Here is a 16094-nt window from a genome sequence, read left to right on the forward strand (position 1 = left end):
TGTGATTTTTAATTGTATTGATTATCAGGAACTTTGGTGAAAATTATTACAGAATATTTTTAACCAAAAACTTTTATGAAAAATCAAATTCACTATACAGATCAAGAACTTTACTTAGGTTGCTTAGAAAAAAATTCTAGTTTTCAACAGCTAGTATATGATCAGTATTCCCCAAAAATGTATATGTTATGTTTGAGGTATATCAAGGTAACTGCCGCTGCAGAAGATGTATTGATTATTGGATTTATGAAAGTATTTGAAAGAATACAACAGTACAAAGGAACAGGGAGTTTTGGAGGGTGGATTAGAAGAATCATGGTCAATGAATGCCTTATGTACTTGGAAAAAGAAAAAAACCTTTACAATGAAATCGGGATTGATGGCATCCTCCCTGCACCTATTGAATACCAACAATCAGATTCTTTAGCAGTAGAAGATTTAATGAAAATCATCAATACTTTACCATCAGGCTACAAAGCTGTTTTCAATCTATTCGCTATAGAAGGGTACAGTCATCAAGAGATAGCACAGAGATTAAATATAAGCGAGAACACCTCCAAATCCCAATTAAGCAGAGCAAGGACATATTTGCAAAAAATGTTGAAATCAAATATTTGTTTAGCTGTTGAAGCAACAGTTTAAAGCTATTAATTTTTAGAGTTATGCGCCAGAAACCAGGTATTTAATCAATTACATTAATACTTACCTAACTGAAATAGCTTTAAATACTTAATGTGTAAATTTAATTTTTAGCTCAAAATTATAGCTCTATAATTTTGAGTATGCGCAATCTTTCACGTTATGAAAGAAGAAGCCTTACATTTTGCGGTTACTAGTCTACAGACTAGAGCCTCTAGTCACCCAAACATGAAATCTTACTTTCCCTATTAATTTTTCAGCAACGTGCAATTAAGCGGATATACACAATTTTATAGATAGAGTTTCTTGAAGCAAACACATTTCATCTAGGAGAGAATCTGTAAAATATATTTACTCCAAAATTATTGAATTTATAATTTTCACTCAAATTTTCATAGAGGTGATATTCTAGACCACGGCTTGTAGCTCTATTTGATTCTGTGCCAGTATATACTAATTCATTTAAGAAACTTAAGGTATCACCTCCTGAAAGTGTAAACAAATTATATGAAACTCCAAACCCGAAATGTGATTTAGGAATTTGAAAGTTGATCCCAAATATATACCTGGTTAGCTTTTTTTCATCACCTGGATTTGGAACACCATCATAATAATAGTTGGGTGCATACACTTCCGTTTTGTCTGGGAATAAATAATCATTTCCATAATTACCGTAAAATTGAACATATTTAAATGGAATGTTTAGCCCTACGGTATAACCCATCCCATAAGCAGTGGTGGCTACGGTGGCTACTTCGGGCATCACTAGGTTCCATCCTTGTCTATAAATAGAATAAGACTGCACAGGTAATACATGATAGCTAGCTCTCAAATCAAGGCTTATCGCCAAAAAATTCATAGCCATGACCAAATAAGTTGATGATGGAGCCGTGGAATTGATATCACCAATATTTTTGAAAGGTCCCGCATGGTAAAGACCTAGATGACTCCAGCTAGTTTTACTTTGTGGATCTAAAAGTTCGGTGATTTCATCAAGCTCTTCAGTAATAATATTTCCTAGTGAAGACAACCCTTGAGCTAGTTGAACATAGCCACCTATTTCATTCATTTTGCTCTGTACCTGCTCAGAGTAATAGATTTTCTGTGCTTCTTCATATTTTTGATAGGCTTGAAAAGCATAAAAACTCCCCATACTCCAAAGCTGGTCACCTTCTGCTTCTAAAGCTTTAGCTTGCATCATTTTCGCTCTTAAATTAATAGCTTCTGGACTATTGTAAATTTCATTCATCTTATCAAGGTGTTCTTGATGTAACCTGAGCGATTCTTGTCTTCGTTCTTCTGCAGCCTCATTTTCTAATGCTTTTTTGTTTTCAAGATCAGCTTTTCGAGCATTAAGGACTTCAGCTTCTTGCTGTTCTTGTTTTATTCTTTCCAATTTTTCTTTTTCAGCCTTTTCTAACGCTTCTTTTTCTTTGGCAAGTTTTTCTAATCGCTCTAGTTCTTTTCTATCAGCTTCTTCCTTTTTGATTCTCTCTTCCTCTTCTTTTTTGCGACGCTCCTCTTCCCTTTCCAATTCATCGATTTTTCTTTGTAAGTTACCAACACCATCAAGGAAAACTCTTGTGATTCTTATATCATCGATTCTAATGGGTTCGCCAGTGGGTTCACAGAATCTAGCATTCTTATTCCCAGGCGCTACATTCACGGCGGTAAAAGTTCTGCAACTTGCATCTTTCAAGCCAGTCACATCTATGGAATAACTTATACCTCGCACTTTCAATGCCGCAAAATATTCCTTCAGAGCACCATTAAAACTATAGTCATGATAAACTTTACCTCGGTATTGTATACCATAGATTGTATTGACTCCTCCTACAAAGGAGGCAAATTGAAGTGTGAAAGTTTGACTACCAAGAAGTGCATTTTTGCTATCTCCTACTAATTCGAAACTTCCATTAATACTGACACTTAAGCCTTGTTCATAAATAGGTGCAGGATCGCTGAGGGCGGAGGTATAAAAGTTTTGACTAAAACAAAAAGGAGAAATGAAATAGATTAAACAAGCTAATAGCTGTTTGAATGCGGAATCAATATTTATCTTCATAAATCATGAAAACGGGGAAAGGTAATCGATATTTACTTATTAAATCCAGTAAATATAACTTATTACAAGTATTAACAAATTATATCAAAAAATAAATTTATTGTGATTGGCTCAAATTCATACTATATTGTTTGTAACATTAGAATTTTAAGATTTAATCTATTATCAATAGGAGTAATTTTGCACGTTTTGTAAGGGATGCCATTACATTTACGAATACCAATCAATAGAAGAAATGCTATAGAATATGAAGTCTTATTTTCAACTCTTGTTTACCTTGCTTGTGTAAGTAAGCACATATAGATATAATCTATTAAAACTTAATTGAAGCTAATTTCAAATTTTGCTAAAACAATGACTCTTTAACAATTGAAATAGAATAAACATTATCAGCGCTATGAATAACAAAAATATAATTGGAATGATTTTCGGAGCTGCGGCCTTTTTAATTGTATACCTAGCGGTTCAACAAGTATTTTTTAAGCCTATTTCTTTTGAAAATCAAATACGGGAAATGGCCAATGATTTAAATAAGTCATGCCCAATTATGGTAGACTCTGAAACTCAGCTTAACAATGCCATGGTACTAAATGACAATACATTTGAATACAATTATACTTTAGTGAATATGGGGAGGGCTGAGCTTGATATTGAAGCACTTGAAAGCTATCTACAACCCATCATTTTGAATAACATTAAAACTAGCCCAGACTTAAAAATTTTCAGAGACAACGAAATCACAATGGTATATAATTACAAAGACAAAAATGGTGAACAATTATTTAGAATTGTCTTTGAAGCAGAAAATTATAAATAGAAAATATTACTATATGTATATACGGAACTTCACCAGTAACATTAAAAAATTCTGATTTATCTAACTCCGGATCCGCCTCTGCAGACTAGTTACTAATTGATATTGGATTTGCTGCAGAATAAGTTACTTGTAGATACTGACCATAAGCAACCGAGTGAGCCAATAAATTGATTTATTGGCAAAAAAGCGTATAATCAGATACTATTAAATCAAAGTACTAATTTCGCTACCCTAGGAGGATTTAGTGAATAACCAATTGGATCATACTTCTATCTTGAGAATATGATTTAATGAAAAAATCAATTGAAAAGCTTTATTTACGTTAAATAAAACCTTTAGTTATAAAACTAAAAAATCGGAATTAAATTAAAAAATTATTTAATAAATCATGTCAATAACAAAAGAGTCAGAATTAATAGGAATGCAGCAAGTAAGCGAAGTTGTTGCGTATACTTTAAAAGAAATGAAGAATTATGCAAAGCCTGGAATGTCTACCAAACAACTAGATGACTTTGGAGGAAAAATATTAAATGATTTCGGAGCAAACTCAGCACCTAACAAAACATATCAATTTCCTGGTTGGACTTGCATCAGTATTGATCAGGAGTTTTGTCATGGAATACCATCTCCAAACAAAATTTTAAAAGAAGGACAGTTGATAAATATTGATGTTTCGGCAGAGCTCCATGGTTTTTGGTCTGACAATGGGTGTTCTTTTGTGCTTGGTGAGGACAAATTTGGATATCAAACACTTGTGGATGCTTCAAAAGAAGTTTTAAAAAAAGCAATTTTAAACATCAAAGGTGGGGTCAGGATTGCAGACATTGGACAACTTATAGAGACTGAGGCAAAAAAGCGTGGATTTAAGGTAGTCAAGAATTTAACTGGGCATGGAATCGGAAGAAGTTTACACGAAGAGCCTTCAGAAATTGCCAACTTCGCAGATAAAAACAATAAGACCCGTTTCAAGAAAAATTCAGTAGTAGCTATAGAAACATTTATATCTACACATTCCAATTATGCGATAACCTTAGATGACGATTGGACTATGGTTGGGAATAAAGGTGGTTATATGGCACAACACGAACATACTATCATAATAACGGACTCAAAGCCAATCATTCTGACGGAAAAAAATGAAATTTGGGGTTAGGGTTTAGTGATTGTTTGATTCAGCATCGAATATTTTGGGTGTGGATAGTTACAGGCACTTAAAACTTTTAAAGGATTAGGAATTAGGAATTAGAAAATAAAATTTGAATGATCATCAACTAAATTCCTTACATTTACTTTGATCAGTGTTTTGTCATTGAATTAGAAAGGAAATATAAATACGTTTTTAAAAACATTCTTTTCTAAAAATGGAATAATCAATTATTCAATTAAATAAGTTTTTATATGAAATTTTTCTTTAAATCATTTCTCTTTTTTCTCCTACTAAATGTATACAGCTGTTCTCCCATTGATGATTCCCAGAATATTACTGATGCATTGGAGTCTAACAAAATTGACTTAAGGATCAATGGTCAAAAACCCATTCATAGCATACGTGATTTGAGCGCTTCCTATTGTTGCAACAATGAATTAACTATATCTTTTCTTCATTGGGTTACCAGACCAAATGAATTGGATTATGGTGGTTCCGCTTTTGAATTGAAATTAGATAAAAACGGAAACATCCTGAGTCTATGGTATAAGGACTATACTGATCCAAACAATGAATTTTACAGTGCTTTCTTTACACCTATTTCAACTTTATGGATAGAAAGCTTTGAATACGTAGAGGATCAGAGGTTAAAGATGAAGATCTTCGGGAAACTATTTAAAAGAACAAGTAATTTTTTTGAAGAGCCAGAAGTTGTAGTGATTGATACTGAAATTGAGATAAAGGAGTTTATTCCATGTAATTGTCTGTCCTTTATCAGCGAACTGACTACTGGAGTTCGGGATTTTGTATTTAATAGAATTACGAGAATAGAGCAGGATCAATCAATAAGTTATGAAGCATTTTCTACCAATGGTTATCAAATAGAATTCAGAAATTTTAAAGAAACCATCAATGAAATGCCTTTAGGGCTTTATATTTTTGATGAATTATCTACCACAGAGCGGATTGATTTCAAAAAATTCACTGGAGTACCAAGGGCATTCTATGCTGGGGTGATTCCAGAAGAATGGTATATTTATGACACCTCAGGCAGCTTTGAAATCATAAGTAAAATGCAGGTCAATGGTGAGCTTAATAGTACAGTCAGGATAAACTTTGTGGCTACACTCAACGGTGAAACGGTTATTGAATTTAAGGATGCCATATTAGAGACACAGCTTTAGGGCACTTAAAAACAGTATGATTTGAGAAAGGATATTAATTTTAAAAGATTGAATGTAAACTGATTCAGTTTGATAATGATTAGAAAAAGAGTTAGTTGGATTTTGATTGCATCGCTCCTGATTGCTATCTCCTACTTTGCGATGTTATCTGATCCAATGATTGATGAATCAATCAGTTTAGTCAATATTGATAGCTATATTTCAAAAATAGAAATGTCAAATGATATTGACAGCTTAACTTTTACTTTTGAAAAGGTTCACCCTAATCCTTACAGATTTTTTGAAAGGATGCATTTTCTTTCAAGAAGAGATGCTATTAAAAAAGAGCTTCCTGATAGCTTAAGTATTATAAACTTTTGGAGAATTATTGATCAGTTAATAATAGAGTATAATGATGCTCACTCCAATACTCATGATTCCTACATTCTCACTGATTATGTCAAAAAAGGGGGAAAGTTTTTCCCCTTTCCGGCTAAAATTTCAAATAAGCAAATCACCATTACTGGTGGCCACAGCATGTCGAGTACATTACCTCCTGGCACTGAAATAATCAAAATAAATGGGAGGACTTCTGAGGAATTGATTTCAGACCTACTAAAGCATGCATCAAAAGAAACACAACCTTTAAAAGTTCTTGAAATCTCAGATGACTTCGGGTTTTACTTATGGAAATCTTACGAATGGGAGGCTGATTATCAAGTTCAATTTAAAAAGAATGAAGACTCAAGTATAGATTCAATAGAAGTAGAAGGAATTCTATGGAAAGACAGAATAAATTACAAAATCACAAATACTGAATCATACTCTTTCAAAGTATTGGAAGATAATGTAGGGTATATGAAAATTTCGGATTTTAATGGACATGAAAAAGATTATCAAGCTTTCTATAAGCACTCCTTTCAAACATTAAAAGACCTAAAGGCACGAGAATTAATTTTAGATTTTAGAGGCCATGATGGTGGGGCTGATAGCTATGGGGAACATTTAGCAAAGTATATTGCACACAGGCCTTTCAGGAAGCTATCGAAAGCTCTTTGGAAAATCACACCAGAATTCAAGGATGCATTTGATAAAAAGTTTATCCCCAAGAGTATCCGATGGTTCAAGCCAATATATTTGATAAATGAATATTCCCGCAATTTTTATGGAGCTAAGCCTTACGAATTAAAAAAAATAACTTATGACTTGAAAAATCCACTTCCAATCAATGAAAGGTTCGAGGGAAATGTATACCTAATTATTGACCACAATACTTTTTCTGCGGGATCAATTTTTGCAGAAATGTTTAAACATTATAACATGGGTAAGATCATAGGACAACCAACTGGAAATTTATATTCCTTCAATGGTTTTGCAATAGCAAATTTCACATTACCTAACTCAAAACTTACTTATCAAGTATCTTCAGTATATAATATTGCAAATAATGGTGAAGAGGGTCTAAAATCTGTTGAACCAGATGATCTTATTAATCAAGGAGTAGATCCTATAGCTTATATTTTTAGAGAATATATATTAAAATAAAAAAATAAAATGTTCTAGATAATCAAATTTGGAATGTAGATCTATCAAGAATGTTCAACTTGAGATTATAATGTAAACAAAAAATCAAACTTAGCATTTAGATAATATACTATTGAATAAGGTATGTGAAATACACTATATTTAAAATAGAAGTGGATTTATAATTGAAGGGTAAAAAAGATGAAATCATTACGGATTGAAGGGGATTAAGATTAAATTAAATATGGACATAAAGCTTACCTGTTTACTCCTTGCATTGATGTTATCCATTAGCTTGGCTATCGGCCAAACAGGCAAGCAGGGATACAATTATACTGAAGGCACTGTTACCTTGAAGAATGGGAAAGTTATCTCTGGAGAGGTCGCAAATGTAAAACATGGGTTTAGAGATCAATTCCTTGAAAGTGTAAGGGTAAAACCAAGTGGGAAAGGTCCAGTCAAAAAATATAAACCTCATAAAATCTCTGGTTATACCATGGGGGAGCGTCAATTTGTAAGTTGGCGTGTAAAAAGGAACAATGCTTTATTGAAAGAAATGTATGCAATTGATGCTGGTAGGAATTACAAAATTTTTGAGGTACAGTTAGCGGGACAGTTAAGCATTTACCTTGATTACTTTGTTGATGATGATTTACAGATTCATACCGCTCCATTTTTCTTGAAGGAGAATGATCTTGTGATGGTACGTGCTACTCAAGGAATGTTTGGTTTGAAGCGGCAATTATTGTCAACGTATTTTTTTGATTGTCCCCCATTAGTAAAGTTGATACAAGAAAAGCGTATCAATACAGTAGAAGAGGTTGCAAGATATTACAATCATTATCACGAGCAATGGGCAGGCGGTCTTGAAAATTATTCTTTTTGGGAAAATAATGGTGTTACGACAGTTATAGTGGAGTTGTACACTGTAGAGGAATACATGGACTATTTTACCACAACCTATCCGACAGCATTGGAAAAGTTAAAGGAAATTTCAGAGGGCTAAATATTTGTAAAAAAAGCAACCATTAACTTAGATTCCATAATCAAAAGATAGCCAATCCCAATTATGAAAATTGCTATTCTTACCTTAGGCACTCGTGGAGACGTTCAACCTTATGCGGTCTTGGGACAAGCACTCAAACAACGTGGACACCAAGTAACATTATCAACTGCCAAAAACTTTGAGCAACTTGTAAAATCTTACGACATTGACTTCGCACCAGTAGAAGCAGACTTTCAAGAACTCTTGAATTCGGACGAAGGGAAAAAGATGATGAAAGGAAACCCAATTGCAGTTAAGAGAAATCTAAACACTTGGGTTTATCCTTTAATTACAAACTCATTGACAGCGTTTTACAAATTAGCAAAGGAAAGTGACATTGTTCTTTATCACGTAAAAACTTTGGCAGACAGTTTTGCCGACCAATTTCCTCACAAAATGATAAAAGCGAATGTTTTGCCCATTATTGAGCCAACAAGTGAATTTGCCAATCCTGCATTTAGTGGCTTACCAATACCAAATTTTCTCAACAAACTGACATACAAATTTTCCAACCTGAGTATTAAACTTTTATCAAAGCCAATCGGACAATTTAGAGCAAAGTTTTATTTACCTAAAAAGTTTTCTATTCCGACAGTGAAGAATATTTACGGAATAAGTTCTCATTTTTTATCAGTTCCGCAAGACTTTCCTGTTCAATCAAAATTTACAGGATTTTGGTTTGGGACTTCATCCACTGAACTCACAACAGACCTTAAAGACTTCATCAATGCAGGAGAACCGCCATTGCTAATGACATTTGGGAGTATGCCGTTTAAGAGCAAATTTGACTTACAGACAGCCATTGTTAAACTAATCGAACAATTTGAAACAAGAATAATTATAGTCAAAGGTTGGGGACTTGACCAAACCGAAAGACTTGAAAACAATCCAAGTATTAAAGTTATTTCGTCTGCACCCTACGAAAAACTATTCCCATTGACAAAAGCAATCATTCATCACGGTGGCATAGGAACAACAGCAGAATGTTTGAGAGCAGGAAAACCCTTTCTAATTTGCCCAATACTTTACCCTATTGGCGACCAAAAGTTTTGGGGACAACACGCTTACAAAAAAGGACTAGCATTGAAACCGATACCCATCAGTAAAATGACAGAAAAAATATTTTTGCAAAGCATAAAAGAACTCTTGACAAACGAACAACTTTATGTCAATGCAAAACAGATACAAACATTAATTAACAACGAAAACGGACTTGAAAAAACGATTGACGAAATAGAAAAAACCACAGCAAACATTTAGCCTACTAGCCCTCAAAAAAATCCCTGATTGATGCATTCTTCTATCAGGGATTTTATAGATAATGTGTTTGTTTATTTATTGGCATCTATGAATGCATAGCATTTGGCTAGTGGCTGTTGTGTGCGCCTATAGCGTATTGACTGAGTTCCACAGGGTGAAGGGTTTGCTAGGTGGAGATGCTTTTTACTTTTTTCTTGATCAAAAAAGTAATCAACCCCGAGGCATCGGGGCAAGTCGGAGATATTCCCGATAGCGATCGGGACAGGCCCCGATAGTGATCGGGACAGGCCCCGATAGTGATCGGGACAGGCTCTATCAGCGCTCAAGGCCATCGCTGGCTCGGATCTCCGTCGTCCCGCCCGCATTAGACGGTGTTTGGTAAGTTTTATGGTGAAAAATACCTTATTGGAGTGGATTTTAGGAAGCGGTTGTTTTGGTTTTTGGTTGAATTTGGGAGTATTTGGTTTGGTTTGGTGATGGTATCCCCTACTCTATCTATTGGAGTGGATTTTATGGCATATCTTGGATCCAATGATTGATTTCTTAAATCATGGATCATGATCGAGAAGGGGCTGGATTTGTTTTGAGAGGTTTTGTGAAAGAAAGTTGGGCTTAGTTAAGAGAATAAAAAACAAATCGATAAATTAGGGAGGACTAATAAGGGTTGGAAATCAGCTCAAATTGAGGGGTACTCCTAGCTCTACAAGGTTTTAAATAGCCCTTACATTGGTTGGAAATCAGCTCAAATTGAGGGGTACTCCTAGCATTAGTCAATATAAACAAAAACTAAAGACAAATGAAAAAGGCAAAAGTGTTCCTCATAATTTTTGTATCGCTATTTTTGATGGTATCGCTATTCTTGTATATCAACAGAGATAAATTTGCTTACGTTGGCTCCGTAGACTATGTTGAAGTTGACTGTAATATGATGAGCGAAATACTTAGCGAAGTCTATATAAGTGATCAAAAAATACGACGAGAGAATAATTTAATTAAATATGCAAAAGAAGATCATAGGAATCAAGAATTGATCATAAGTATCATTGAAAAATGTGGAATGCCAACCTTAAATGAAGTAAATCAACAACAAATGAATGCTATCTGGCTGGGATTGCAACATACAGAAAATAAATTTAGAGTGAAGTATTTTCCTCTAATCGAAAAAGCTGTAAAAAATGGCGACTTAAGCAAAGAACAATACGCTTTAATGAAAGATAGAATTCTAATGGATGAGGGTAAACCTCAAATGTATGGAAGCCAACTTAAAAATGGCAAACTATATAAATTAGATGCGCCAGAAACTGTCAATGCAAGAAGACAGGAAATGGGATTAGAACCATTAGAAGATTATCTAAAAAGATTTGACATTTCATTTGATGCTAACTAGAAATACAACATTTAGACCACCATCGAAAAGCCCATCGAATAAAGCCCTTAAAAATGGAGGAATCTATGATAGTACCGGTAGCTCGTAGTTTCAAAACAGAAGCACTAAATCCAATGCTTTATGAAAAAATTACACTTGTTAATACTTTTTCTTTCTATTTCTGGATTTGCAAATTCACAGGACAAACAAATCATTGAAACCATTGACATTGAAAATTTTTGGAGGGCATTTGATAAATTATCAAATGCTTCAAGCAAAAAAGACAGCATAAGCATCATTCAAACCGAGTATATAGATAATTCAACTGAATTCTTTAAAGAGTTCATAAAAGTAAGAAACTTCAATGCCGAAGAGTATAATACTTTAATAGCTAAATATCCAAGATTTTGGAATTCAATTAGACCAGAAACTGAAAATGTACAAAATCGGAAATACGATGTCGAACAACTATTGGATAAATACGAAAAAGAAATTCCAAACTTTAAAAGACCCAATGTTTGTTTTGCAATTGGTTGTTTGAGAACAGGTGGGACAGTCAGTAAAAACCTGATATTAATCGGTACAGAAATAGCAGCTTCAACACCAGATACAGAAAAATCTGAGCTATCTGGTTGGTTAAAAAGTGTCATTGGAACTTTTGGCGATATTGAATCAATGGTATCCCATGAAACAGTCCATACTCAACAGAAAAAAGGCAGGTTAAGCGATTTGGTTGACCATACTTTGAATGAAGGAGTTGCAGATTTTTTAAGTGAAAAAATCTCAGGCTTAACTATTAATAAGGTGGCATATAAATATGGTTCAGAAAATGACTGCTTTTTGAGAAAAGAGTTTTTAGCAGACTATTCAAAAAACAAAACTGATATATCAAATTGGCTTTATAATGGAAGCAGATCAAAAGATAGACCTGCCGATTTAGGTTACTATATTGGATATAGAATTGCAGAAGAGTATTATTACAAATCTACAAACAAAAAGAAAGCAGTTGGGGACTTATTAAACAGAAAGAACTACAAAAAAATATTCAAAAAAAGTGAGTACCTGAGGAAAAGCTGCAGCTAGGATTATGGTCTAAATTGATACTTACATTTTGATATGGAGGCTGTTAGGTTTGATCTCAAGAACTTATAACTTCGAAGAATTTAAAAAAACAGTTGAACTTAGGAAAGCTAGCCACTTTATTCAAGATTGCACTCTTAGGTAGCGTAAGCTAAATAATCAATGACTTGATAAATATAGAAAATGATGACTCAAAGTTTAGACTACTTTCATTTTTTACATTCGACTGACCCAGAGAAAGCTGAAGTCATTCAGTCTTTGTTTCAGTCGAAGAAGGTAAAGAAAAACACATACCTGCTTTCAAAGGGACAAATTTGTAAGGATAATTTTATAATCGTTAAAGGTGTTGCCAAGAAGTATTTTAATTTTGCTGACAAAGAAGTTACGACTGATATATACCTATCAGGAGATATTGCCTTTTCTTTCGATAGCTTTACTTACCAAACCAAAAGTACAGAAAGCATTGTTGCAGTAACAGACCTTGAATTGCTTTATATTACCTATGAAGACTATTTCGGAGCAAAATCAAAATATCCCTGGTTTGGAGAGTATGATTCCATTTTTATGGAGCAATACATTATCCAATTAGAAAATAAGATGAAGGATTTAGCTACCTTGAATGCTGCCCAACGGTATGAAAAAATTGTCAACCATCATCCACAACTGCTTCAAGAAGTCCCTCTAAAGATTATTGCTTCTTTCCTTAATGTATCAGTTGAAAGGTTAAGCAGAATAAGAGCCAAAATTCAATTGTAAATCTCTTTTATTGATCTGAGGTCAAGTGTTTCTTAAATACTATTGTACAACTTTGTAAAAAAAACAATAGCATGAATTGGATAGCATTAATCATTGCAGGAATTTTTGAAATCGGTTGGCCTTTAGGTTTAAAAATGTCCCAACAAGCAACAAATAATAAGCTGTTATGGATACTTGTTGCCATTGTATCAATGTCTATAAGCGGTTTTTTACTTTGGTATGCACAAAGAACAATTCCAATTGGAACAGCTTACGCTGTCTGGACTGGTATTGGAGCAATTGGAACATTGATGGTTGGTATTATCTTTTTCGATGATTCAGCTAGTATTATAAGACTACTGGCTGCATTGCTAATTGTACTAGGAATTATAGGGTTAAAATATGCCAATTAATCAGTCATGAAAAGTCAAAATCCTATCATATCAGTATATGCAACATCTGTAACAAAGAGGAAAGCATCAGAACTAATAATAAATGAAATAGGATTAATTGATGGTGTTCTTTCCTGCAATTTTGATCTCGAAGATTGTGATAAAATTTTAAGAGTTGTAAGTAAAATAGATATTTCAGAGGTAATTAGGGAGTTATTAATTTCAAAAGGTTTTAAATGTGTAGAACTTATGGATTGACTACACAATTAGGTTTTTGCTATTAGAGGGATAATCCAATAGCTATAGTGCAAAAGTTAAACAGTCTTGCTATTCCCACCCACAAGGATCTCCTGATCCTGATTTTCGGAAAAGATAGAAAAACACTCCATGATTCAAAATACCATACAAATATGAGGTAAATACAGGATAGCCTCAGGCATACCAATCCTGCCTGGCGAATTGACAGGTTCATCATTGGGATCATTCAAAATATTTGTTACATTTTTTTTCTCCTGCTTTGAACTTGCCTACCTATAGAAAGGACTGTCTTACCCAAGTCTTTTTCAGAAAGCCTTCAATAACATAAATACGTGATTTATTGCTAGTAATTATAAACAGATAAATGCTACAATTGTATAATATTTTATCTAATAGTAGTAAATTTCAAACTCATAATGAAGACTATGTTCTGAATTTAAGTTAAATAAGGTAAGCACATAATTTTAAAATAATGAAAATAGGTTTAGGATTAATTTTGTTGATGTTTGCTTTTTCATGCAATACAAAAGAGGAAAATTTGAGTGAGCCCAAACTAATCATCAAGCTCGTTCTTGATGAAAATCAAGAAAGATTAGGTAATAATGGACTTCCAAGTCAACTCCCAGCTGGTCATGCCGGTCAAAATCCAAAGTTTAATGGTCTTTCTGCCCATTATTTAGAACTAGCACAGGGGTCTTTCACTCCATTGGGGAATGGTGAGATCATCTATCATGCCCCAGAAACTAATGTAGGCGGTTCAAGTGCTATAGATTTTGAGAAATCAATTATTACAAAATCAGGAGAGACCTTTCTTGAGATTCCTTTGAAGGGATTAACACCAGGTCAATATGAATGGGTAAGACTATCCCTTTCTTATCAAAATTATGATGTGGATTTTTATTTTAATGATCAACCTTTTCGAGGCACAGTAGCTAGTTTTGTTGGATTTAATAATTATATCAAGGCATTTCAGGTTAAAAACCAAGCAGTAACAGTAAATAGTAATAAAAGACAAGGCTTTTGGGCATTTGAAACGATCAATGGTGTTCTCACAGGTGAAAGTCCAGAAGGAGCTACCACTGTGCCCAATCCATTATTTCAAACCTCTCCAATTCCTCCAGGATCTTGTGTAGTAACTGGTAAGTTTGATCAAAAACTCATTATCAATGGAAATGAAAAGAAAGACATAGAAATGACGATGAGTTTATCTATCAACAAAAGTTTTGAGTGGGTAGATCAAAATGGTAATGGGAAGTGGGATGTTGACCCAGGTGCAATGGAGTCAATAGTAGATATGGGGCTTCGTGGTCTAGTTCCAAAATGGAAAATTCTAGATTAAAATTCATAAAAAATGAATGAAGTAACGCTGTATATTCTTCAATTCCCTAGAGAGGTACAGGTCATCCTGAATAAGATTAGAGAAATCATACTTTCTCAAGCTCCAGAGATTGAGGAGCATATAGCTTATGGAATGCCTGCATATAAGCTTAACAAGAAGCCATTGATTTATTATGCTGCATTCAAAAACCACATTGGGCTATATGCAAGCCCATCTGGACATGAGGCATTCAGAGAAAAGCTCAGTAAATACAAGCAAGGGAAAGGATCTGTTCAATTTCCATTCAATCAACCAATCCCATTTGATCTGATTTTAGAATTAGTTAGATTTAAGGTGAAAGAAAATAAAAAACTGCTTTAGGTTAGCAGATCTCAAGGATCAAGTTTTAAAATTTGTTATTCGTCATACAATCCATTTCAAATATAATTTACTAAAAACACTTAATCAAAAAGACTATGCAAGTCAAAAGATTTACTCCTCATACAGAAGTTGAACAAGATTTAGAGATTCAAGCATCCGCAGAGAGATTAAATCTTATGATTGAATCAATCAATGAAAAAGTGTTGCCTAATGATTTAATCGTAATCATCAATCAAAGCATAGACGAACTTAATTCTTTAAGGGTTGAAAAGTCAAAGTACTTGAAAAAGATAAATCATATTAAGAAATGGATTATCAATAAGTTAGAAAAAGAACTTAAAATTGTACCTATCAATTATTACAGGAACCAATGGATGGCATTGGGCATGGCAGTTTTTGGACTTCCTTTCGGTGTGATGTTTGGTGTTGTTTTCAAGAATATGGCATTTATTGGAATTGGAATTCCCTTCGGGATTTCCATTGGTATTGCTATGGGTACTGGCATGGATACCAAAGCAAAGGAAGAGGGAAGGCAATTGAATATTGAGGTAAAGTAGGAACACTTCAAAAGAAAAAAAGGCGCTTCAAGAGCGCCTTTTGTCTGTTTCAAAATTAACCAATAGTGTCTGAATCGGTGCTTAGTACCTCTTCTTGGATTTGAACCTCTTCTGTAGTTGGAGTTTCTTCCAATTGTTCAGTTTGTTCAGGTTCTACTACTGCATCTTCAGTAGCTTTGTTGCCACAAGATGTTGCTACAGCCATACCAGCCACCAACATCAAAGCAAAGATTTGTTTCATTTTTTTGTTGTTTTAAGTCCTCGCCGGACAAGGATTCATTAATCAAATTTTAGGCCAGAAAATATATGTATTAATCATTTTTTCCTTGCTTTAAAAAGAACATACC

General features: G+C 33.8%; 17 protein-coding genes. 15 read left to right on the plus strand and 2 right to left on the minus strand.

All coding sequences use genetic code 11. The features are described 5' to 3' along the window. The first annotated feature begins 75 nt into the window (after positions 1 to 75). Positions 76 to 642 (plus strand): RNA polymerase sigma factor, encoded by a 567-nt coding sequence (locus BW935_RS13115; RefSeq protein ID WP_076502159.1) that lies wholly within the window; start codon positions 76 to 78, stop codon positions 640 to 642. A gap of 319 nt (positions 643 to 961) precedes the next feature. Here BW935_RS13115 and BW935_RS13120 read toward each other — a convergent pair whose 3' ends face one another. After that, positions 962 to 2704: a coiled-coil domain-containing protein gene (locus BW935_RS13120; RefSeq protein WP_076502161.1), complete on the minus strand. Its 1743-nt coding sequence runs from the start codon at positions 2702 to 2704 to the stop codon at positions 962 to 964. A gap of 397 nt (positions 2705 to 3101) precedes the next feature. On the opposite strand from BW935_RS13120, the gene BW935_RS13125 reads away from it, so the two are divergent. From BW935_RS13125 to BW935_RS13190, 14 genes are all read left to right on the plus strand, one after another. Further along, positions 3102 to 3521: a hypothetical protein gene (locus BW935_RS13125; protein ID WP_076502162.1), complete on the plus strand. Its 420-nt coding sequence runs from the start codon at positions 3102 to 3104 to the stop codon at positions 3519 to 3521. Positions 3522 to 3909: 388 nt separating this feature from the next. After that, positions 3910 to 4674, plus strand: a complete 765-nt coding sequence (gene map, locus BW935_RS13130) for a type I methionyl aminopeptidase (RefSeq protein ID WP_076502164.1) — start codon at positions 3910 to 3912, stop codon at positions 4672 to 4674. Between the two features lie 245 nt (positions 4675 to 4919). Beyond that, entirely contained in the window at positions 4920 to 5852 is a 933-nt protein-coding gene (locus BW935_RS13135) for a hypothetical protein (RefSeq protein WP_076502166.1), read from the plus strand. Positions 5853 to 5927: 75 nt separating this feature from the next. Next, the gene (locus BW935_RS13140) at positions 5928 to 7376 is read left to right on the plus strand and encodes a S41 family peptidase (RefSeq protein WP_076502168.1); all 1449 of its coding nucleotides are present in this window, start codon (positions 5928 to 5930) and stop codon (positions 7374 to 7376) included. A 223-nt stretch (positions 7377 to 7599) separates the two neighbouring features. Next, positions 7600 to 8361: a hypothetical protein gene (locus BW935_RS13145; protein ID WP_076502169.1), complete on the plus strand. Its 762-nt coding sequence runs from the start codon at positions 7600 to 7602 to the stop codon at positions 8359 to 8361. 63 nt (positions 8362 to 8424) lie between these two features. Further along, on the plus strand, positions 8425 to 9660 hold the full coding sequence (locus BW935_RS13150; protein WP_076502171.1) for a glycosyltransferase: 1236 nt from the start codon (positions 8425 to 8427) through the stop codon (positions 9658 to 9660). Positions 9661 to 10456: 796 nt separating this feature from the next. Beyond that, positions 10457 to 11047 carry a DUF6624 domain-containing protein gene (locus tag BW935_RS13155; protein ID WP_139325549.1) on the plus strand — a complete coding sequence of 197 codons (591 nt, stop codon included), beginning with the start codon at positions 10457 to 10459 and terminating at the stop codon, positions 11045 to 11047. A gap of 120 nt (positions 11048 to 11167) precedes the next feature. Continuing rightward, positions 11168 to 12109 carry a gliding motility protein GldB-related protein gene (locus tag BW935_RS13160; RefSeq protein WP_076502174.1) on the plus strand — a complete coding sequence of 314 codons (942 nt, stop codon included), beginning with the start codon at positions 11168 to 11170 and terminating at the stop codon, positions 12107 to 12109. Positions 12110 to 12289: 180 nt separating this feature from the next. Then, positions 12290 to 12862 carry a Crp/Fnr family transcriptional regulator gene (locus BW935_RS13165; protein ID WP_076502176.1) on the plus strand — a complete coding sequence of 191 codons (573 nt, stop codon included), beginning with the start codon at positions 12290 to 12292 and terminating at the stop codon, positions 12860 to 12862. Positions 12863 to 12933: 71 nt separating this feature from the next. Then, on the plus strand, positions 12934 to 13254 hold the full coding sequence (locus BW935_RS13170; RefSeq protein WP_076502177.1) for a DMT family transporter: 321 nt from the start codon (positions 12934 to 12936) through the stop codon (positions 13252 to 13254). 6 nt (positions 13255 to 13260) lie between these two features. After that, positions 13261 to 13491 (plus strand): hypothetical protein, encoded by a 231-nt coding sequence (locus tag BW935_RS13175; protein WP_084565953.1) that lies wholly within the window; start codon positions 13261 to 13263, stop codon positions 13489 to 13491. Positions 13492 to 13963: 472 nt separating this feature from the next. Continuing rightward, positions 13964 to 14830 (plus strand): hypothetical protein, encoded by an 867-nt coding sequence (locus BW935_RS13180; RefSeq protein WP_076502179.1) that lies wholly within the window; start codon positions 13964 to 13966, stop codon positions 14828 to 14830. Between the two features lie 12 nt (positions 14831 to 14842). After that, positions 14843 to 15190, plus strand: a complete 348-nt coding sequence (locus BW935_RS13185; RefSeq protein WP_076502181.1) for an iron chaperone — start codon at positions 14843 to 14845, stop codon at positions 15188 to 15190. Positions 15191 to 15285: 95 nt separating this feature from the next. Continuing rightward, positions 15286 to 15747, plus strand: a complete 462-nt coding sequence (locus BW935_RS13190; RefSeq protein ID WP_076502182.1) for a hypothetical protein — start codon at positions 15286 to 15288, stop codon at positions 15745 to 15747. Between the two features lie 55 nt (positions 15748 to 15802). Here BW935_RS13190 and BW935_RS13195 read toward each other — a convergent pair whose 3' ends face one another. Beyond that, positions 15803 to 15988 carry a hypothetical protein gene (locus BW935_RS13195; protein ID WP_076502184.1) on the minus strand — a complete coding sequence of 62 codons (186 nt, stop codon included), beginning with the start codon at positions 15986 to 15988 and terminating at the stop codon, positions 15803 to 15805. Positions 15989 to 16094 lie beyond the last annotated feature (106 nt).

The organism is Belliella pelovolcani, from assembly GCF_900156785.1.
Classification (GTDB): Bacteria; Bacteroidota; Bacteroidia; order Cytophagales; family Cyclobacteriaceae; genus Belliella; species Belliella pelovolcani.

Coding starts and splice junctions, on each gene's coding strand:
- BW935_RS13160 (WP_076502174.1), top strand. CDS start 11,168: ATGAAAAAATTACACTTGTTAATACTTTTTCTTTCTATTTCTGGATTT.
- BW935_RS13195 (WP_076502184.1), bottom strand. CDS start 15,988: ATGAAACAAATCTTTGCTTTGATGTTGGTGGCTGGTATGGCTGTAGCA.
- map (WP_076502164.1), top strand. CDS start 3,910: ATGTCAATAACAAAAGAGTCAGAATTAATAGGAATGCAGCAAGTAAGC.
- BW935_RS13145 (WP_076502169.1), top strand. CDS start 7,600: ATGGACATAAAGCTTACCTGTTTACTCCTTGCATTGATGTTATCCATT.
- BW935_RS13135 (WP_076502166.1), top strand. CDS start 4,920: ATGAAATTTTTCTTTAAATCATTTCTCTTTTTTCTCCTACTAAATGTA.
- BW935_RS13125 (WP_076502162.1), top strand. CDS start 3,102: ATGAATAACAAAAATATAATTGGAATGATTTTCGGAGCTGCGGCCTTT.
- BW935_RS13150 (WP_076502171.1), top strand. CDS start 8,425: ATGAAAATTGCTATTCTTACCTTAGGCACTCGTGGAGACGTTCAACCT.
- BW935_RS13140 (WP_076502168.1), top strand. CDS start 5,928: ATGATTAGAAAAAGAGTTAGTTGGATTTTGATTGCATCGCTCCTGATT.
- BW935_RS13120 (WP_076502161.1), bottom strand. CDS start 2,704: ATGAAGATAAATATTGATTCCGCATTCAAACAGCTATTAGCTTGTTTA.
- BW935_RS13155 (WP_139325549.1), top strand. CDS start 10,457: ATGAAAAAGGCAAAAGTGTTCCTCATAATTTTTGTATCGCTATTTTTG.
- BW935_RS13175 (WP_084565953.1), top strand. CDS start 13,261: ATGAAAAGTCAAAATCCTATCATATCAGTATATGCAACATCTGTAACA.
- BW935_RS13185 (WP_076502181.1), top strand. CDS start 14,843: ATGAATGAAGTAACGCTGTATATTCTTCAATTCCCTAGAGAGGTACAG.
- BW935_RS13165 (WP_076502176.1), top strand. CDS start 12,290: ATGATGACTCAAAGTTTAGACTACTTTCATTTTTTACATTCGACTGAC.
- BW935_RS13180 (WP_076502179.1), top strand. CDS start 13,964: ATGAAAATAGGTTTAGGATTAATTTTGTTGATGTTTGCTTTTTCATGC.
- BW935_RS13190 (WP_076502182.1), top strand. CDS start 15,286: ATGCAAGTCAAAAGATTTACTCCTCATACAGAAGTTGAACAAGATTTA.
- BW935_RS13170 (WP_076502177.1), top strand. CDS start 12,934: ATGAATTGGATAGCATTAATCATTGCAGGAATTTTTGAAATCGGTTGG.
- BW935_RS13115 (WP_076502159.1), top strand. CDS start 76: ATGAAAAATCAAATTCACTATACAGATCAAGAACTTTACTTAGGTTGC.